Here is an 18,486-nt window from a genome sequence, read left to right as displayed (position 1 = left end):
CAACTGGCGTACCCAATGGGCGTTCTCAGCGTGCAAACTCAGCTGGCGTTCCCAGCGGAGACACTCAGCGGACACTCTCATAGGCACCCAGCAAGGCCTGCCTTACGCACTCAGATCGGGCCCCAGCACCGGGCCCTGCTGAACCCTGCTGAACTCAGATATGTGCCGAAATCATATCGCCTGCTCCCACGACTCCGGCGGCAACGCTGGCTGCGGGCATGGCACCGGCCACGGTCGTGCTGCCTTCATCCGAACCGGACATTGCCTGCGCGCCAATCTGGCCCTGTGCACCGGCTGCGAGATTCTGCATCTGGCTCATGGTACCTGCGCCCTGACCGCCGTACGCTTCCATAGCTCTGCGGCGGAGCCACATAGGCACGCCGTGCCTGCCGGAAACATGGTCCTCTTCCTGCCCACCCTTGCCCCAGGCGAGCTTTTTGGCCTTGCCGACGGCATCGGCTGAATCAGAAGCGCCTGCTGCCCCCGACGCGGCACCCGTATTTTCCGTGCCTTCGCCCTGCCCCACAGAGGAGACTCCGTTGGGTGCAGTCTTGATTGTCAGTTCCCCGCTGGCAACCATGGACTTGGCCTTGGCAAGGCCATGCATCATCACGGCCTGCACTTCTTCGGGCGAGACAACGCCGTCTCCGTTAAGGTCCATCTGTTCGGACTTTCCTGCCTTCTTCGAGGCGTCTTCATCCGAACTGCCGACCTTGTGGGTACCCTTCTGGTTCTCGCTGCCGGGGCCGCTGAATTCCTGATCCGCACCCTTGCCGCCAGCTTCGCCCATACCGTTCTGGCCGTTCTGACCATTCTGATTGGCCGAAGCACCAAGGGCGTTGGCAATCTCGCTCTGCGTAAGATACCCGTCGCCATCCGCATCAGCGGCTTCAAAATCGTCACGGGAAAGATCGCTCTCTGACTGGGAAAGCTTACCGTCCCCGTCCGAGTCCTGCATCTTGATGATGGCGGCGGCAAGCTGATTGAGGCGGCTGTTATTGTCGCCGCTACTCATATGGGCAGAGAGTTCCCCCGCCGATACATAGCCGTCCTTGTCCGTATCCACCATCTCGAACCGGCCGCGCGACATTTGCATTTCTGAAGAAGAAAGCAGCCCGTCGCCGTCCTGATCCCGGTCTTGCAGAATCTTCTCGGCCATCTGGTCATAGTCTGGCCCGGATTCCTTTGTTCCACGCGGACCAAGACCTTGCATCCAAGTATTGCCGGATAACGATTGATTAATTCCCGATACGCTCATACTTGCCTCTCTGCGTTTTACCCCTGCCCGATTTCACAGGATACAGGCGGCAAACATTGCCGCTGCGAAGAAACGCATAGAGAGCAGCAAAAAACGGTCCGTAAAGGACCGTTTTGAAAGCTGAAGAAATCTTAAGTTTTGTAAAGATTGTATCGTATCGTAATTAAACGAGTTTCCAATCCTTGATCCGCAGGTCTACCTCTGCCCCGCCGTTATAGCGGTCTATGCGGGGAGAAAAGGCAAGACGAATATTCCGCCCCTCGATCATGGGGGGCATGGCTTCTGCCATACGCCACGCCTTGGCATGCAGGGTTATGCCGCACGTGCCGTCAAAGAGCTCCAGCTTGAGATGCTTTCTGGCAAACACGCGGCGCGATTTCACCAGCAGCGGCGGAGAGGCAAACACAGGCTCGCCGTTGCCCATACCGAAAGGTTGCAGCAATTCCAGCTCTTTGAGCAGGGTAAAGTCCGAAGCCTGAGCGAATCCCATTTCGCCGTCCACACGAAGGTGAGCCGTGAGAGGCTGCGTGCCTATGGTCTGCTCCACTATGCCGATAAACCGTTCCCTGAAGGCATCCAGCCTGTCAGGGACAAAGGACATGCCCGCCGCCAGCTTGTGGCCGCCGAATCCCACAAACAGATCGGCGCAGCGGGTAAGCCCTTCATGCAGATGAAATTCACTTATGGAACGGGCGGAACCCTTGATCACGTCTCCTTCGCGGCAGAGAATGACCGTGGGCCGGTAATGCTGCTCCACCACGCGGGAAGCCACAATACCTATGACACCGGAATGCCAGTCCTCGCCATACAGCACCAGCGCATTTCTGCCGAGCTGCGTTTGCGCCTGACTGAGCGCCGCCTCCTGAATACGTTCTTCCTCATTCTTGCGCTCCTCGTTCATGCCGTCCAGCGAGTTCGCAAGCCTGCGGGCCTCTTCGGGGTCCTGCGAGAGCAGCAGGTCCAGAGCCAGTCCGGCCTTGCCCATGCGGCCCGCCGCATTGATGCGCGGCGCAAGCCCGAACGCCACCTGCCCCGCCCCGACGGATGCGCCGGGAGCGTAGCCGGAAACTTCCTTGAGGGCGGCCATGCCTATGCGCTTGCCTTCTGCCAGAACAAGCAGGCCGTTCTTGACCAGAATGCGGTTCTGCCCTGCAAGCTCCACCACATCGGCAATGGTGCCGAGCGCCACCAGATCAAGCAGCGGGCGGACATCCAGCCTGATGCCGGTCTGCTTTTCCAGCCGCGTATTCAGAGCGCACATGAGGAAAAAGGCCACGCCCACACCGGCCAGTGCCGGACAGGGACACTCCCGCAGGCGGGGATTGCAGATGGCATGCGCGTCCGGCAATTTTTCACCGGGAAGATGGTGGTCGGAAACCACCACAAGCATGCCAAGCTCGCGGGCGCGGGCCACGGGCGCGAAGTCGGAAATACCGCAGTCCACGGTAAGCAGCATGTTCACGCCCTGCTGGTGCAGGGCCTCCACTCCGGCCACGTTCATGCCGTAGCCTTCCTTCATGCGGTTGGGCAGATGGTGCAGGGTACTTATGCCATGCCCTGCAAGAAAACTCTTCACCAGCGCGGTGGAGGTCACACCATCCACATCATAGTCGCCCCACACAGCCAGCTTGCGACCTTCCGCCAGCCCCTGCGCCAGAACATCCGCTGACTCGTCCAGCCCCGGCCATTCGCACAACGGCGCCAGCTGGCGCAGAAAAGGGCTCAGATACTGCTGCATGTCGTCGCGGGACTGCAGGCCGCGGTGCCAGAGAAGTTCAGCCAGAAAATCGGAAATTTCGAGTTGCTCCGCCCATGCGGAAAGCTCCTGCGGCGCAGACTCTGCGGAACGGGGAATCCATTCTTTGGACAAAAGATACTCCCTGAAGTGTGAACAAAGGCAGGCTAGATGAGATGAGAAACAAATGCCCGCAGATTTTCCGGGGCCAGCCGTTCGGCAAGGTCGCGCTCGAACCGGTCCGTGTCCGTCACAAATCGGGTGAGCAGCGCAGTTGCCGTTTCCGGCATGGGTATAGCCTGCTCCTCCCGGCTGTGCAACAGCGCATTGGCCACATGCAACATGGCGGCAGAGCATTTATTGTCGCCTGCGAGGTTGGGCTGGTGGTGCCAGTTGATGGGGTCTGTAAGGGCGTCAGGGAGATTCCAGTAGGAAAGAACATGGGCTGCTATAACGGCATGATCCATGCCCCAGTAGCGGTCTTCCGCCTCGGCATCCGTTAGGTTCTGCGCTTCACGCAGCTTGCGGATGGCAGACCACGTGAGCGGCCTGAACGAGGCAATGAACAGTTTGCCGAGATCGTGCAGCAGCCCTGCCGTATACAGGGTATCGGGGTCCTCGTTCATCCCCGCCTTTATCGCGTGCTGGGCGATGAGTCTGGCCGTCTCGCCCACCCCGACCTGATGCATCCAGTAGGCGGCTACGTCAAATTTTTTGGGCAGCTTGCGCTTGCTGGCCAGATCGACAACCCCGATGGTGAGCACAAGGTTGCGCACCTCCTTGAGCCCGAGCACGGCCACGGCGCGCGAGACGGAAGAAACCTCGGACTGCAGCCCGTAATAGGCGGAGTTGGCCATGGAAAGCACACGGGCGGCAAGCCCCTGCCCTCTGGATATGGTCCGCCCTATGGACTCGAGCGATGCGGGGGAATTTTCCGTGGTGAGTGAGAACAGGTCATGCAGCAGGCCCGGTTCATAGGGAAGGTCCTGCATGCCTTGCAGCAGTTCGGCCAGAAAATCCTGTGCTTCCATGTGGTGCTGCATGTGTGCTCCTGTCTGGTGAACGAATCACGCATTCATCAAACCGGCTCGCCCGCCGTACACCGCGTCACGCTGTACGGCCCACCGGAAGCTGCATGATTCCTGAACCTGCTCCCGCCTGCTTTATGCCACTTCTCCGGCTGGGAAGAGGCTATTCTCCCCCTTCCGTTGCTGCGGAAGTATCTTCCGCCGCGGGGGCATTTCCTGCAGAAGCGGGGGCGCCTTCGCCCTGCTCTTTCTGCTGTTTGATGGCCTGTGCGGATTTGACAAGCTGGGCATCCACCTCGGCCTTCTTGTCCGCCGGAACAAATTCCTTCTGCTTGAGCCAGAGCAGAAATTTCACTGCGGCATCCAGCGCGGGATTGATGGCAAGGCATTTCATCAAATGTTCCACGCAAGGGGCATATTCCTGCTTTTCAAGGCGCACCCGGGCCACATTGTAATGCAGGTTCTCGTCGTTTCCGGAAAGTTCAAGGGCGCGTGCGTAGTAATCCCCAGCCTGATCGAGCATCTTGTTCTTGCGCAGGTTTATGCCGAACTCGTTGAACAGGTGCTTGTGTTCCACGTCAAAGGCGGCATCCAGTTTGACGAGGCGCTCGAAAATATTGTCGGCCTTTTCCGTTTCGCCACGCTCAAGATAGGTGAGTCCGAGCCCGAAGTTGGCGCGCACGTTCTGCTCGTCCACCTTGAGCGCGTTGCCGTATTCGAATTCGGCACTGAAGCCCTCGCCCCGCTGGCGGTGCCTGTCGGCACGGGCGATGGTCTTGTTCAGCTCTTTCATCTTGGGGAACACGGTCTGCATGTAGAATTCCGGTTCCGGCTGAAACTTTTCGATAAGTTCTTCAATGGAGACGATGCGTTTGGGGCCGGAAGGCACATAGTTGGCGTTCAGTGGCTGCACTTCGATCTTGCCGCTCTTTTCTTCCGCAAACCAGAAGGCCTTCTGCACGGTCTTGCGCACTGTAGTGCCCGCGCCCACTTTCTTCAGTTCCTGCGTGGAGAAGATACCCTTGATCGGTTCACGTTCCTTGCTTGCGCTCGCGTGTTCCTTCTGCTCTCCCATACTCTCTCCCACGGGCGAGGGCCGACTGTGTGTGCGGCCTCCGTCTTCAGACAACAATGTTTGCATCACCGTGCGGAAGCCTGCAGCCTCCGCACGGTGGAATTATCTGTATTTTCCGATGACGCCCTATGCCTGCTTCATGGCCTCGAGAATGGCATGAGCCGCCTGTGCGGGGTCGTCCGATCCCGTGACGGGCCGTCCCACCACCAGAAAGTCCGAACCGGCCTGCACGGCCTCGGCAGGGGTCATGGTCCTGCGCTGGTCATCGCCCAAGGCAACAGGACGTATTCCAGGAGTAAGGCATAAATAGCCTTTTCCACAACTATTTTTTATGGCGACCACCTCGTGGCCGGAACAGACCACACCGTGAATACCCCAGCTGTTACCGGCCGAAGCCAGCTGCAGAACGGTTTCCGGCAGCGTGGTGGAAAAGCCCTTCGGCAGGTCTTCCTGCGACATGGAGGTAAGCACGGTTACGCCGAGCAGAATGGGCGATGCGCCGGAACCTGCCGCGCCTTCATGCAACCCTTCCATGGCGGCACGGGCCATGCGTTCGCCGCCCATGAGATGGATATTCACCATGTCCACTCCGTGCCGCACGCTGGAACGCACAGCACCGCGCACGGTGTTGGGGATGTCGAAGAACTTCATGTCCAGAAAGACCTTGAAGCCCAGATCCTTGATGCGGGAAATGAGTGACGGGCCTTCTGCAGTGAACAGCTCCAGTCCCACCTTCATCCACACATCCGCGCCTTTCAGGCGCTCCGCCATGCCGAGGGCTCCGCGTGCGTCAGGGTAATCAAGCGCTATGACGAGATCAGCCATTGTTCCTCCATCCCTTCATGATGCTGTTCACCAGTGACGGGTGACATGAGGGAGACAATGTCGCTGCAAGGTAGGCGCTGCGCAGTTCATCATACGCCCGGTCGAGATCGTCGTTCACGATCCATGCGTTGAACCAGTGAGCCTGCTGCATTTCCTTTTCGGCATTGGCAAGGCGCTTGGCGATGGTTGCCTCGGAATCGGTTCCCCTTCCGCGAAGACGACGTTCCAGTTCACCGCGAGAAGGCGGCAGGATGAATACGTAACACCCCTGCTTGAGGCTGCCGTGCAGCTGGCCCGCTCCCTGAACATCGATATCGAAAAGAATATCCTTGCCGGCTGCGAGCTTGCGAAGGGTTTCTTCCTTGGGGGTGCCGTAATAGTTGCCGTGCACTTCGGCCCATTCGGCAAAAAAGCCTGCTTCCCGCTTTTCGTTGAACTCATCTTCGGACACGAAGAAGTAGTCCTTTCCGTGTTGTTCGCCCTCGCGGGGCTGACGGGTGGTGTAGGAAACGGAAAATTCGAAGCGGTGGAATTCTTCGAGAAGACGCCTGGTAAGCGTTGTCTTGCCAGTACCGGACGGCGCGCAGAGCACCAGCACAATGCCTGTACGTTCTGCTTCTATCCTGTCCCTGCGGGACAAGGATACGCCCTGCTCCTGTTTTCCGGTTGCGTCTTGTGTGTCAGGCACCATTATGCCTCATCCTCCTGTATGAATCGTTGACCTATGGTTTCCGCCTGTATGGCGGAGAGAATAACATGATTGGAGTCGGTAATCACTATGGAACGCGTTTTTCTGCCCTGCGTGGCATCCACGAGCCTGCCTTCTGCGCGGGCATCTTCACGCACACGCCGCATGGGGGCGGAAGTCGGGCTGTAAATGCCTATGACACGGCTCGCTACCACGAAATTGCCGAATCCGATGTTGAGGAGCCTGTTACCCTTCATGCGCGGTTACTCCAGATTCTGCACCTGCTCGCGGCACTTTTCCATTTCGTTCTTGAAGTCCACCACGACATGGGAGATCTGGGGGTCCTGAATCTTGTTGCCGCAGGTATTTATCTCGCGGAAGCATTCCTGCAGCGTAAAATCGAGGCGCTTGCCTGCGTCGCCGCCGGACTGCATGAGTTCGCGCAGACGGACAAGATGGGTGTTTAGGCGGGTGATTTCTTCGCTCACATCGAGCTTGTCGGAAAGCAGCGTGATTTCCTGCAGAAAACGCTGTTCTTCCAGATCCACTTCGTTACGGGCGAGCACTTCGCGCAGGCGCTCGCGCACCAGGGCAAAGCGGTCTTCCTTGATCTGGGGAGCACGTTCGTTGATGAGTGCCGTCCATTCTTCCATGCGGGCAATGCGGTCCAGCATGTCCTTTTCCAGCGCCACGGCTTCTGCCTCGCGGGAAAGGTTCCAGTCCTGCAGTGCTCCGGCAAGGCCTTCTTCAAGCCTGCTCACAAACACTTCATCCAGCTCCGCGCCGCTGTCTTCCCACAGGAAGCCCATGCCGAGCAGACGGTTGTAGTCCGGTGCAAATGCTTCGCCCCGCGAGGCTGCAAAAGCGCCGAGCTGATCCAGCATGGCACCAGCCTGCGAGGCGTTGAACGTAACCGCCATGAGCTCGGCCTTATGCACCTGCAGGTTCAGGGACACATCCACCCTGCCGCGTGTGGCGAACCGGCGCACGACCTTTTCGAAGCGCGCCTCGGCCGAGCGCACCATGACAGGCAGCCGCCATTTGACGTCCAGATGGCGGCTGTTCACACTGCGTACTTCCCACGTCATGGTAAAGCCGTCGCCTTCCATGAAACACCGTCCGAAACCAGTCATACTTCTCAGCATCGCGAGCCTCTTGATAAGGTAACGCCCTGCATCGGCAGGGCGGAAAAAGTCTGTTCTATGGGGGGCGTCTGACCGCTGCGGTCACGCTGCGTCCGGAGCATGCAACGGTTTGACCGACAGCCGGAAAAACCGCACATGCTAAACGGTAGGCCCCGATACGCTACAACGCACCTTTGTTCAAGTACGCAGCATACACCATGCTCCGGCATATGGCAAAGACTACAGCGGGCGCACTACCAGTCCTCGCTTGCGCACGGCCGTGGCGACGCCTCTGACGATATCGCGCTGCCCTGCCCCGAAGGGAAGCAGGGGGAAATGGCATTCCGTATAGAATTGCGAAATACCGCTTCTGGTCTGCCCGGACTGCAGCACCACATCAAGTTGCGTTGCGCTATCCACCAGCCATTGCAGAAAAGCGGTCTTCTTCGCAGCCACGATTTCCCGCACGACTTTTGCGCGCCCGGCTTTGATCTGCTTGTCGAGCTGGTCCGGCATGACCGAAGCCGCAGTGCCGGGGCGACGCGAATAGGGAAAAACATGGGCATAGGTAAGCGGCATGGCTTTCACCGCCTCCACCGTTTGCGCGAATTCCTCTTCTGTCTCACCGGGGAAGCCCATGAGGATGTCCGCTCCCAGACCGTATACGGGCCATACGGAGCGCAGGTGTTCCAGAAACTCAAGCAGGGGGGTCACCTTGTAATGGCCGCGTCCCATACGCTTGAGCACGGAATCGCTGCCCGACTGCATGGATATGTGCAGCTGCGGAGCCACAAGGCGCGATGCGCCAAGGGTTTCCAGAGCGCGGGCATCGAGTTGGCCGGGTTCCAGCGACGACAGGCGGAATCGGGCTTCGCCAGCCCAGTCCGGCCCTAAAGAGCTTTCCAGCGTGGATACGAGATCCCAGAAGTCGGGGGTATATGGCAGGTCTTTGCCGAACTGCCGCAGATTGACTCCTGAAAGAATGATTTCGCGGAATCCGGCTTCGAGCAGGGAGCGGGATTCGGAAACGATGTCTGCAATGGCCCGAGAGCGGGACCGGCCGCGCGTAAGCGGCACTATGCAATAGGTGCAGCGGTGTGAACAGCCATCCTGCACTTTGACCACGGCACGGGCGCGGTTGTAGCTGCTGATGGAAAAGGCGGGAAAGGCTTGAACATCGCCGCCTTCTTCCGGCTTGCGGGGCCAGTTCTTCAGGGAGGCTTTTTCCTCCTGCGGCACCACTTCCACCACGCCCGGCAGGGAAGCAAGCTCCTTGCCCATGACCTGCGCGGCGCAGCCGGTGATAATAATCCGCGCCTGCGGGTTGGCCCTGTTGGCCTGCCGCACCACGTTGCGCAGTTCGCTCACAGCCTTGGCTGTGACGGCGCATGAGTTGACCAGTACCACCGCGGCATCTGCGGCCGATTGCACTTCGCGAAGTCCGCGACGTGTCCAGACTTCCCGAAGGGCCTGTGTTTCGTACTGGTTTATCTTGCAGCCATGGGTAGACATGTAGAATGTATGAAAATCACTCATGCGGTGTCCTGAAACCGGAACCGTGCCGACCGGTGGGATTCTATGCCTGTCCGGAGTTGCCTGAAGGTTCCTTGAGGGTATTGACGGTGCTTGAGCCCCTTCATAACGGAAGGAGCCTGCGCCGGCCCCTGCTTCGGCTTGCGGAATTGCGGGCATCCGGCACACGAACAGGCATGGAACGCCACACGCGGCCACACGCGGCCACACACGCCCAGATAAGACGAACATATCCTTACAGAGTTATGCTCCGCCCATGCCTTCCGGCAGAGTAGCCATAAACGGGATTGTGTCAACCATGCAGACAACCATGCAGACGGCCAAGCTGACCGTCAGACTCACGCAGCGACTGACAGGGCTGAACGAAGAAACGCAGGCCCGCGTGCAAAAGCCCTACAGCTTCGACGGCATGAGCACCATGCCCCGCAGCCTGTCGTAGAACCAGTCTTTCTTCACGTCGTCACGCTCTTCGGCAAACCGCAGGGTGGTTACGGCTAAACGCCCCACCACAGCACGTCCTTCCTCGCCCTTCCATTCCGTGCGGGCACCCCATACGTCGTGCAGCAGCAGCGGTTCACCCGTTGCAGCGTCCGGGCCGATGTACAGGCCGATATGCCCCTTGAACCAGAGCAAGGTGTAGAACGGAATGCCCTGTTCGAGGATGATGGCCCGTTTCTCGGCTGCGGTTTTTCCTTCCAGCGAAATGGGTGTGCCCACTTCCTTGCCCTGCTGGCTGGAGTTACGGGGCAGCCAGATACCGAAGGGGGCGAAGAGGTCGCGCATGGCTGCCGAGCAGTCGCGATTTTCGAGCAGACCGCCCCATCCGTAGGGCTGGCCCATCATCATGTCGGCAAAGTGTGCGAGCGCCTGTGCGGAAATAGCCTGCGGCATAAGCCCCACGGTGGTGGGAGGCAGATGGATGGTTGCCGCTATGGCGTTGCCCTCGACTGTACGCAGGGGAATGATAACGGGCAAATTTGTTGCGGGCGGGGTCTGCGCCGCTCCGGCAGAGGCTGTTTCCAGCATCATGGCACTGACGGATATGGGGAACACGGCGCCCAGATGGGCCATGCCCGCGAAGGCTCCGCCATCCGTGCGCAGAACGATTCTGTCACGCAGGGCAGCGGCATAGGTGCCGGTCATGTAGTCTCTGCGGAAGGCTTCGTCAGTCCAGCCGATGGCATCTGCGGGCAGCCAGCCGAAGGTAATTCCCGCCTCGGCAAAATACCATGCGCCGTCGGCGGAAACATGGGTGACGAGCAGCGGCGTGCCTATCCATACAGCAGAATTTTGCATGTAATCGAAGGGATAGCCTTCTCCGGCCCTGGAAGGATTATAGAAGAAGGGCTTGTCCGTGGGCATGACGCGGAAGGAGGTGTTGCGCGTGGCAATGGCATGACGGGCCATGGAAGGATAGCTGCCCTCCATCTGCATGGAGACAAGCGATTCCCAGCGGGGGCGCGACCATGGCTGCAGGTTTTCTGCAAATCCCTTTTTGCGGCCAAAGGTTTCTGTTCCCCAGAAGGCCACCTTGGGAGCGAGCGAAGCCTTCTGTGCACGCCACGGGGCAAAAAACCGGTCGAAGAAACGGGATTGCAGCCCCTTCTGTACCTCGGGAGACAGCAGCGGGTTTGCGGCACCATCCGGCAGATAGGCAGCGGCGCGCTGCGGCAGCACATCAAGGTCGGCAATGCCCTCGCGGCGACCGCCGCAGGCAGCAAGGAGACAACACGTCGCGATAATTACAGCGATACGGACATACGACGCAGCTTTCATGACATTTCTCCTGTAGCTGACATGGCCTGCCGGCATTCGGAAATCATGCGGGTGATAAACCGGCATGGCACCGTCTGCAGGTAAGGGAGTACTCCGCGACAGTTTGCGGCTGCCATGGAGCTGAAAATCGTTCCGGTGGCTGAGGCCTGTTCCACGCCGGAACATGACCTTTGCCCCCGCCTGCTTGTATCATTGCCAGAACATATGCTCTGCCAATGAGGATAATAACATTCGCCAACGCGGCTTACTGCAGCCGCTGGATAATACCGCCAACCGTACCGGACCGGATCAGCCCTGCCTGCGGATTTCCAGCATGCTCCGCCGGCCCCGTCGTCTCCGCATCCGTCTGATGCAGCTTTACTGCATCAACCTGAAAAGGCGACCGGCCGGGAACATAGCCCGCATATCGTGCCACAGGTTCCGCGCTGGAGGAAGCCGCAATATCAGGCGTTTCCAACACCAGAAGGCCATAGACTCCTGCCGCGCAGTCTGCGTCCCTGCGGGCATCGGCAGCCCATGAACGGGCCTCTGCTTCGCTGTCCGACAGAAAATACTCCACGTCTCCGTCCGGCCAGCGGCACTGTACCAGAAATTCCTGCATATGCCCTTCTTGCTCCATGTCCTGCTCTTTTGGTTGGCAGCAGTCCTTTGCACAAAATGTGCAATATGATAAATGAAAGGATGGATCGGGCCGGGGCGCAGGTATCGAACCGGAAAATATCAAAACGGCCCGGAATGATCTGCAGCACAAATTGTCCGGCAGACCTCATGCCGGACCCCCGAACGAATATCTGCCCGCCGGCATGTCCGGTAAAATTGCCCTCTGTGAAACAGGCACTGGCACGGGCGGCGGAGCTGCCTAAAAATCCTTGCCTGCCCAGATCACCCTGCCGATGACCTCCCAGTTGAGCGACTCGTCCGTCACGTCCACCACTATGTCCTGATACGCAAGCTCCCGGTTGTCACCGCGGAAAAGATAGCGCCCCGGTGCACGCGAAAAACGTTTCACATAGATTTCGTCATGCACACGAATAACGTATATCCGGTCCTCCACGAGCTCCTTGTCACGTTCGTTGACCAGACACATGTCACCGTTGTGCAGGGTGTTCTCCATGGAACGCCCCATGACCTCCATGATCCGCAGACGCGAGGTATCCGTGGTCTTGCGCGTCAGCCAGTCCAGACGAAAGGCGTACACACCGTCATGCTCGCCGCCCGTCTCAAGCGACCCTCCTCCCGCGCTGGGGCGGGCAAGGGCCTTTTCAACGAACACGAACGAATCGAGAAAATCTGCCGCGCCTGCTCCCCCGCTTTCCGGTGAACCATAGCCGTCCTGCGTGCGCTCATAGAGTGCCTGCCGGGAAGGTGAAGGAGTCTGCCCCCATCCCCCGTCGACCATGGACTCAAGATATTCCGTCACCCGGTTCAGATTCGTCCTGCTGGGGTGCCGCTCGCCATTCTTCCACGCATAGACCGTGCGCTCGCTGACTCCGGCAATGCGCGCCAGTTCAGCAATGCCCCCGACCAGACCGATGGCCTCGGCTATGAATTCCTGAATGCGCCAGTCACCGCTGGCTGTGCGAATATTGTTCATATGCTGTTATCATAGCGCATTACGAGAGGAAGTAAATAGCTATTTTGAACATTATCGCACGACACCTTGACGTTTCTGTGCGAATGATGAAATATATGTGCAAAGAATACAGGCAAAACGTTACTTATCGCACAAAATGTGCACAAGTATATATGACACGAACATACCACACCAACAGCGAGGCACTCATGCATCCACTTCACATGCCGGAGCACGACCACATCGCCTGCTGCGTCTGCGGACGCACCTTCACACGGCCGTGGCACATGATGCGGGAAGGCATGCAGACCTGTGCAGCCTGCATACGTCCGCGGACCACACGAGGGGGCTATGAACCGATGGTGCAGATAGAATCGGGCGAACACCAGCGCCTGCTGCATCTGTATTATGCCCTTTTCGACCATGAACTGATCCCCACCACGCGTAGCAATGCCGCGCTTTCGCAGGCCATGCAGCGCTGCAACCGTTATTTCGAGGGAGGAACATCATGCCAGTAGTCGTGTGCCGGACCTGCGGCAAGGAATTTCACGCAAAACCCGGCCGCATCGCCATGGGAAAGGCCAAGTATTGTTCCAGAGCCTGTTCTTCGGCTTCCAGAAGAGCTGCCAGTCCGGTTCCGTGCGCATGGTGCCAGCAGCTCATGATTCCCAGACGGAACAACCAGAAATTCTGCAGCCGCACATGCTCTGCCGCCGCCCTGCACGCAGCCCAGTTCCAGAAGCAGACGGATCAGCGAACCTGCAAGCAGTGCGGCACCGCATTCATCCCCGCGTCGGTGACGGATCACTACTGCTCAACGCGGTGCCGCAAGGCAGCCCGGACAGGCGGGGGCCCTTCGTTCGGGCTGTTTGAAGATCCGTGGGCAAGCGGCGCCATTCCGCCGGACCGTTACGGCAGAGATCTGTACCGGACGCCGGATACCGGCCTCGGCTTCTGATGCCCCCTGCGGGAACTCTTTCCCTCACAATATGACAACAGGCTCCGGAAACCGACTGGGCAGGCCGGAAACCGGACAACATGAACATAAGGCGTCCGCCACGCTGCAGTTGGCGGCACGCCTTTTACCACGACCGAGGAAGCCACCGCGCCCGCAATGGCGCGGCAGACCTAAGAACGCTGCAAAAGCCGGACAGGCCAGAGCCAGTCCGGCAAAGGGAGAAGGAAATGGCCACGATCGCGACAAGGCTGCAACAGGGGGGCCCATACACCAGCCGGGCTACCTTCATGGGCAAGGTACTTGATACACCGCACATGCACCACGATTCGCAAGGCGAATTTGCCATTGTCATGCTGCACGTCCATGAGCATGCCGCAGACGACATGCCCACCGGCTGCACCGCCCCGTGCGGCGGAACTGTCCGACGCCCTGACCAGCGCCAGGCGGTTCCTCTGCTGGTGCGCGGAGAGGCTGCCCGCTGGTGTGCGGGGCATCTTGCCGCCGGAAACGCAGTGCTGGCAGAAGCCCGCCTGGTGCCGCTCGGCACCACGGAATCAGGGGTTTGTCTCACAGCTCTTGAAACGGAATATCTGCAGATTGTTACAGAGGAGGTTGCGGTGCCCTTTCCGGTACAGCACGGAGTTCCTCCGGCAAGCAGGGGATTCCGCTACCCTGTGTATCTTTCTGCCGTGCACAGCCTGCGGACCAACTAGGAGGCATGCCATGTATACCCCTATCCACTTCCGCATAGAGGAACTTGTACCGCCGGACATGCATGCCCGGTGGCGGCACGCCCCGCACAAGCTGTTCATGCTCTTTGATATGGAAGCCCTGCGCACACTGGATGCCCTGCGCCACCGCTACGGCCCCATAGTCGTGAACAACTGGCATGCGGGCGGACAGTTCAAGAACTCCGGCTGGCGGGCATGGGACTGCCCCGAGGGGGCAGCCCTGTCGCAACATAAACTGGGAAGAGCCTTTGACTGCAAGTTCACCCGCATAACCGCAGAAGAAGTACGGCAGGATATGGAAAGAGAGCCTGAGGCACCGTGCTTTGCCGCCATACGCCGCATCGAGGCATTTGACGGCATGAGCTGGTTTCATTTCGACACCGGCAATCATGATCGTGAAGGCATGGGAGTGCTTGTTGTCGGCGGGCCTTCCGGCAAAGCCAAGCCGATCGCCCGATCAACCGCCGGGGCAATATCGGGAGGTGCAGCCCATGCCTAGGGAAATGCCGCAGCCACCTGCCTGCACAGCAACCCCGTGCTTACGGCCCGTGTCGGGCGAAGACTGCCGTCACGGCAACGGCGAATGGACCGCCATGCGGGAACCCGACCGCTGGAACGACGACATGGCAAGACTGCAACCGGGCATGCCCGTACACCGTGCCGTGCCGGTATTCGTGGGACTGCAGGCCATAGGCAAGGCCGTGGGTGCCGGCCCCCAGACCATAAAACGCTGGATACGGGAAGAAGCCTTTCCCGCCCGCAGATGCTCGGACGGCATTTACCGGGCATCCGCCGAAAGTCTGCTGGCATGGTTCAGGCCGCCATTCCCCGGCAGCCGCGATGAGCGGAGAATTGTCAGCAACGCAGGAAGAAACACCCCGCGTTACGAAGCCGAACGGGTTCAGTGGCAGTAGGTACCAATAAAAAAGGGCAGCGGAACTCCGCTGCCCTTATCTCTGCCTTGTCTTCCGGCCGTTTTCCGGCCCGGCAGAAAAACGCGACAGGTGACGCTACAGAGTGCAGCGCAGCACCTTCACGCCTTCCTTGAAAAGCACTTCCATCTTATCGGGGCGGGTTACACTCTGCACTTCGCCCATGCCGAAGGTGGGGTGATCCACAATATCTCCGGCAGCGTAGCTTTCGCGCATGGTGTAGGGGCGGGCATCGTTGGTGCCCTTGGAAACGATGACCGACTTCCATGCAATCATCACGGCTTCCGCTTCCTGCTGGGCGCGCTGGTTGGCGCGGGTCTGGGCGGCCTTCTTGGCAGCCTCGGAACGCGCCTGTGACACCGCCTGTTCCCTGGATTCGCCGTGGCGGACCCTGCGCACACCGGAGGTCTCGGACTTCAGCTTGGGTTTACGAATCTCTCTGTACTTATGGACACTGCCGCAAGCCTGACATTCAACCTTGACGATGACGTCTCCCACCATGGCCACAATGACGTGACCGGTGATATCGTTACAGCGGGAGCAAGTTGTTTCTATGCGGCCGCCAGCAGACAGTTCTTTCGTTATCATAACTCTCGATCTCTTTGGCTGTGATGCAAAATTTTACCAACGGGAAAAAAAAAACCACAGGCCGAACCTGCGGCTGATGTCTGTTACGCGAAGGGGGGGACAATACAGATTTGCCTCAGGCATGGCAACCCCGAAAGAAGGTGCTTTTCCTCTGCGGGCCGCGTTCCGCCCGTATAGAAGATGGCAATTACAGCAACAAGCTGAGCGGGTTAGCAAGAGCGCCTGAAGGAATAAACAGAGAAAAGGACACCCCTAAAAGCCTCGACTACCTTTCCTCCATCATGAAATGCAGGTTTTGCCGTCGTCAGATTCGATCATTTCGCGGCACAGTTCGCTCAGTTCCGCAATTCTCTGATCCAGGCCTGCGGCTTTGAGATAGTCCATGTCAAACTGCGGCACCTTGTACCCTTCGTGCACGATGCGCATCTGCCGGTCGAGCACATTTGCCACATGCACTGCGGCAAGAGCCGTAAAACCCGATTCTGCGGGAATGCCGGGAGCATCGTGCAGAAGCACAGCCTCCACCACCGGAGCAGGCAGCCCCCACAGTGCAAGTAGATACGCCCCCATTTCCGCATGGGTGGTTCCAAAAACCTGCTGCTCGGCATGCAGAATATACATGTCGGTATTGCGTACCAGGTCCAGCACCTGCATATATTCATCTTCAAAACGGGTAAGCAGCACCAGTTTGCCCACATCGTGCAGCAAACCGGCAATAAAAGCGTTATCCACAACATCTTTTGATTTCTGGCACTTGGCCGCTATGCATCGGGCCAGATGCCCGGTGAAGGTGCTGTGCTCCCAGAGCAGAGTGGCATCTACATGCAGCGATTCCTTCACATGAAAACGTTTTACCAGCTCAATGATCAGCATAAGGCTCTTGACGGTTTCCGTACCCAGAAGAACCACGGCCTGATGCGGACTGGAGACATGACGGCGCAAGCCGAAGAATGAAGAGTTTACCAGCTTGAGCAGTGAAGCGGTGAGCCCCAGATCCTGCTCAATGATATCGCCGATGTATTCCAGCGAAGGATTCTCCCTGCCCAGCTCGGTCTCCAGTGCCTGATAGGCTTCCGGCAGCGACGGCAGTGCCTCCACATCCGACAGGATGGAACGCACATGCTCGTTGCCCAGCACTCCCCTGAGCTGCATGGAGCGCTCTACCACTTCCTGCAGTTCAATGTGATTGCACGGCTTGGAAAGGAACTGGTGTGCGGGTTTAACCGTCTTCATTATCATGACCTGATCGGAATAGCCGGACAGGATGATACGCAGCATGTGCGGATGCCTTTTCTGCACCTCGGCCAGCAGGTCGCCGCCGTCCATACCGGGCATGCGCATATCGGAAATGATCACGTCAAAGGTTTCGCGATCCAGAATCTCCAATGCTTCCACGGCACTTGTGGCAAAGGCCATATGCCACTTGTCGCGCAGGCTTCGCAGTACAAGACGCAAACCATTCAGCACGTTAGGCTCATCATCAACAAACAGCACTCGCAGCTTCATCTCGTTCCTTCTCCCGGGGATGCCTCATTTTTTGGCCCCCTTTGCGGTACATGTCTCCCATCCCCCGCAGCCTTACATAAAATAAGCTGTAAAGACTGCCCACCTGTCTATTCAATATACCTGTCAGGTTTCTTTTCAAAATGATTTTAAAAAAAACGTCCGGCAAAAGCCGGACGTTTATTCATTTTGTACCAAGACGGAAAGAATGATTTCTCTAGCCTCTAGGCGTTGACCTCTATCCTGCGGGGCTTTGCAGCCTCTGCGCGGGGCAGATAGAGTTCCAGCACACCGTTGGCGAGCGAGGCAGTCACCTTGTCCCTGTCCACCATGTCGGTAAGGGTGAAGGTGCGGGCAAACTCCACAGGGCCGAATTCCGTATGGATGCGTCGCAGAGCGGAATCTGCCTGCCGCTCAGCCCTGCCGGTCACAGTAAGTTCGTTTTCCTCAATCTCGATGGAAAGAGCCTCGCGCGTCACACCGGGGATATCCAGTATCACATGGAATCCTTCTTCCCGTTCCACAATATCGGAGGCGGGAACAATACGCCGCAGCGCCGTTTCGGTCTTTGCTACTTCATTCTTCATGTCCGGCCTCCTTAGACTTCAATCGCCCTGTTGTCAGCGGCGGTTATGGATATCTTGCGGGGTTTCACACTTTCTGCCTTGGGAAGTGCAACTCTCAGAATGCCATCTGCACCCGAGGCGATGACCTTGTCACGCTCGACGGGAACATTGAGCGAGAGCACCCGCTGGAAGGTACCTGCGGGACGTTCCTGCCGCAGGAAACGACCTTCACCGGCTTTGCGCTCACCCTTGATGATCAGGCTCTTCTCAGTGAGGGTCAGCTCCACTTCCTTCGGGTCCACACCGGGGACGCTGATTTCCACATAATAATTACCTTCGTCCTCGGCGATATTGAGAAGCGGGAATCCGACCCCGCCCATGCCACCCCTGCGGAAGCGGGCCACATCGTCAAAGAAGCGCTCCACCTCTTTGGGGAAGTCATACAGGGAACTGAAATCGATAACCATATGGGCACCTCCTTTGAGTCCGGAATGGACTCTTCGTGTTATTTCGCTCTTGAAGTAATGCACATGCAAAGGCTGTCAATACCACTTTGACACTTAATTACACATCATTACCATGTGGAAAACTTT

General features: G+C 58.5%; 22 protein-coding genes. 6 read left to right on the top strand and 16 right to left on the bottom strand.

The window, feature by feature from the left end; all coding sequences use genetic code 11:
- Nucleotides 1-154 precede the first annotated feature (154 nt).
- The 9 genes from HUV30_RS06715 to mtaB form a co-directional block, all read right to left on the bottom strand.
- On the bottom strand, nt 155-1,159 hold the full coding sequence (locus tag HUV30_RS06715) for an EF-hand domain-containing protein (RefSeq protein WP_174404632.1): 1,005 nt from the start codon (nt 1,157-1,159) through the stop codon (nt 155-157).
- 262 nt (nt 1,160-1,421) lie between these two features.
- Complete coding sequence (recJ, locus tag HUV30_RS06710; protein WP_174404631.1) at nt 1,422-3,128, bottom strand: single-stranded-DNA-specific exonuclease RecJ; 1,707 nt, start codon at nt 3,126-3,128, stop codon at nt 1,422-1,424.
- Between the two features lie 32 nt (nt 3,129-3,160).
- On the bottom strand, nt 3,161-4,036 hold the full coding sequence (locus HUV30_RS06705) for an HDOD domain-containing protein (protein ID WP_174404630.1): 876 nt from the start codon (nt 4,034-4,036) through the stop codon (nt 3,161-3,163).
- A 148-nt stretch (nt 4,037-4,184) separates the two neighbouring features.
- Complete coding sequence (locus HUV30_RS06700) at nt 4,185-5,096, bottom strand: tetratricopeptide repeat protein (protein WP_174404629.1); 912 nt, start codon at nt 5,094-5,096, stop codon at nt 4,185-4,187.
- Between the two features lie 126 nt (nt 5,097-5,222).
- Nucleotides 5,223-5,921: an orotidine-5'-phosphate decarboxylase gene (gene pyrF / locus HUV30_RS06695; protein WP_174404628.1), complete on the bottom strand. Its 699-nt coding sequence runs from the start codon at nt 5,919-5,921 to the stop codon at nt 5,223-5,225.
- Complete coding sequence (gene gmk / locus HUV30_RS06690; protein WP_174404713.1) at nt 5,914-6,543, bottom strand: guanylate kinase; 630 nt, start codon at nt 6,541-6,543, stop codon at nt 5,914-5,916. The genes pyrF and gmk overlap by 8 nt, the downstream gene beginning before the upstream one ends.
- Before the next feature lie 68 nt (nt 6,544-6,611).
- The gene (locus HUV30_RS06685; protein WP_174404627.1) at nt 6,612-6,866 is read right to left on the bottom strand and encodes a DUF370 domain-containing protein; all 255 of its coding nucleotides are present in this window, start codon (nt 6,864-6,866) and stop codon (nt 6,612-6,614) included.
- 6 nt (nt 6,867-6,872) lie between these two features.
- The gene (locus tag HUV30_RS06680; protein WP_174404626.1) at nt 6,873-7,754 is read right to left on the bottom strand and encodes a YicC/YloC family endoribonuclease; all 882 of its coding nucleotides are present in this window, start codon (nt 7,752-7,754) and stop codon (nt 6,873-6,875) included.
- Between the two features lie 219 nt (nt 7,755-7,973).
- Nucleotides 7,974-9,269 carry a tRNA (N(6)-L-threonylcarbamoyladenosine(37)-C(2))-methylthiotransferase MtaB gene (gene mtaB, locus HUV30_RS06675; RefSeq protein WP_174404625.1) on the bottom strand — a complete coding sequence of 432 codons (1,296 nt, stop codon included), beginning with the start codon at nt 9,267-9,269 and terminating at the stop codon, nt 7,974-7,976.
- Nucleotides 9,270-9,564: 295 nt separating this feature from the next.
- On the opposite strand from mtaB, the gene HUV30_RS06670 reads away from it, so the two are divergent.
- Nucleotides 9,565-9,705 (top strand): hypothetical protein, encoded by a 141-nt coding sequence (locus tag HUV30_RS06670; protein ID WP_174404624.1) that lies wholly within the window; start codon nt 9,565-9,567, stop codon nt 9,703-9,705.
- On the opposite strand, the gene HUV30_RS06665 is transcribed toward HUV30_RS06670, so the two are convergent.
- The 3 genes from HUV30_RS06665 to HUV30_RS06655 all read right to left on the bottom strand — a co-directional run bounded on the left by HUV30_RS06665 (nt 9,660) and on the right by HUV30_RS06655 (nt 12,636).
- Nucleotides 9,660-11,042 (bottom strand): SH3 domain-containing protein, encoded by a 1,383-nt coding sequence (locus tag HUV30_RS06665; protein ID WP_174404623.1) that lies wholly within the window; start codon nt 11,040-11,042, stop codon nt 9,660-9,662. The two genes, HUV30_RS06670 and HUV30_RS06665, sit on opposite strands and share 46 nt — an antisense overlap.
- A gap of 244 nt (nt 11,043-11,286) precedes the next feature.
- Entirely contained in the window at nt 11,287-11,661 is a 375-nt protein-coding gene (locus HUV30_RS06660) for a hypothetical protein (RefSeq protein WP_174404622.1), read from the bottom strand.
- A gap of 240 nt (nt 11,662-11,901) precedes the next feature.
- The gene (locus tag HUV30_RS06655; RefSeq protein ID WP_174404621.1) at nt 11,902-12,636 is read right to left on the bottom strand and encodes an XRE family transcriptional regulator; all 735 of its coding nucleotides are present in this window, start codon (nt 12,634-12,636) and stop codon (nt 11,902-11,904) included.
- Nucleotides 12,637-12,824: 188 nt separating this feature from the next.
- On the opposite strand from HUV30_RS06655, the gene HUV30_RS06650 reads away from it, so the two are divergent.
- The 5 genes from HUV30_RS06650 (at nt 12,825) to HUV30_RS06630 (ending at nt 15,218) form a co-directional block, all read left to right on the top strand.
- Complete coding sequence (locus HUV30_RS06650; protein ID WP_174404620.1) at nt 12,825-13,133, top strand: hypothetical protein; 309 nt, start codon at nt 12,825-12,827, stop codon at nt 13,131-13,133.
- Nucleotides 13,124-13,573: a hypothetical protein gene (locus tag HUV30_RS06645; RefSeq protein WP_174404619.1), complete on the top strand. Its 450-nt coding sequence runs from the start codon at nt 13,124-13,126 to the stop codon at nt 13,571-13,573. The genes HUV30_RS06650 and HUV30_RS06645 overlap by 10 nt, the downstream gene beginning before the upstream one ends.
- 227 nt (nt 13,574-13,800) lie before the next feature.
- Entirely contained in the window at nt 13,801-14,286 is a 486-nt protein-coding gene (locus HUV30_RS06640) for a hypothetical protein (protein WP_174404618.1), read from the top strand.
- A 10-nt stretch (nt 14,287-14,296) separates the two neighbouring features.
- Complete coding sequence (locus tag HUV30_RS06635; RefSeq protein WP_174404617.1) at nt 14,297-14,803, top strand: D-Ala-D-Ala carboxypeptidase family metallohydrolase; 507 nt, start codon at nt 14,297-14,299, stop codon at nt 14,801-14,803.
- Complete coding sequence (locus HUV30_RS06630) at nt 14,796-15,218, top strand: hypothetical protein (protein WP_174404616.1); 423 nt, start codon at nt 14,796-14,798, stop codon at nt 15,216-15,218. Before HUV30_RS06635 ends, HUV30_RS06630 begins: the two co-directional genes overlap by 8 nt.
- 96 nt (nt 15,219-15,314) lie before the next feature.
- Here the strand turns inward: HUV30_RS06630 and HUV30_RS06625 are convergent, their stop codons facing one another.
- The 4 genes from HUV30_RS06625 to HUV30_RS06610 all read right to left on the bottom strand — a co-directional run bounded on the left by HUV30_RS06625 (nt 15,315) and on the right by HUV30_RS06610 (nt 18,360).
- The gene (locus HUV30_RS06625; protein WP_174404615.1) at nt 15,315-15,824 is read right to left on the bottom strand and encodes a hypothetical protein; all 510 of its coding nucleotides are present in this window, start codon (nt 15,822-15,824) and stop codon (nt 15,315-15,317) included.
- 279 nt (nt 15,825-16,103) lie between these two features.
- Complete coding sequence (locus tag HUV30_RS06620) at nt 16,104-17,330, bottom strand: response regulator (RefSeq protein ID WP_174404614.1); 1,227 nt, start codon at nt 17,328-17,330, stop codon at nt 16,104-16,106.
- A gap of 221 nt (nt 17,331-17,551) precedes the next feature.
- Nucleotides 17,552-17,914 carry an Hsp20/alpha crystallin family protein gene (locus tag HUV30_RS06615; RefSeq protein WP_174404613.1) on the bottom strand — a complete coding sequence of 121 codons (363 nt, stop codon included), beginning with the start codon at nt 17,912-17,914 and terminating at the stop codon, nt 17,552-17,554.
- An 11-nt stretch (nt 17,915-17,925) separates the two neighbouring features.
- Nucleotides 17,926-18,360: an Hsp20/alpha crystallin family protein gene (locus HUV30_RS06610; protein WP_174404612.1), complete on the bottom strand. Its 435-nt coding sequence runs from the start codon at nt 18,358-18,360 to the stop codon at nt 17,926-17,928.
- Nucleotides 18,361-18,486: the final 126 nt, after the last annotated feature.

It is taken from the genome of Desulfovibrio subterraneus, from assembly GCF_013340285.1.
GTDB lineage: Bacteria > Desulfobacterota > Desulfovibrionia > Desulfovibrionales > Desulfovibrionaceae > Halodesulfovibrio > Halodesulfovibrio subterraneus.
This window is presented reverse-complemented; position numbering and strand designations above follow the sequence as displayed.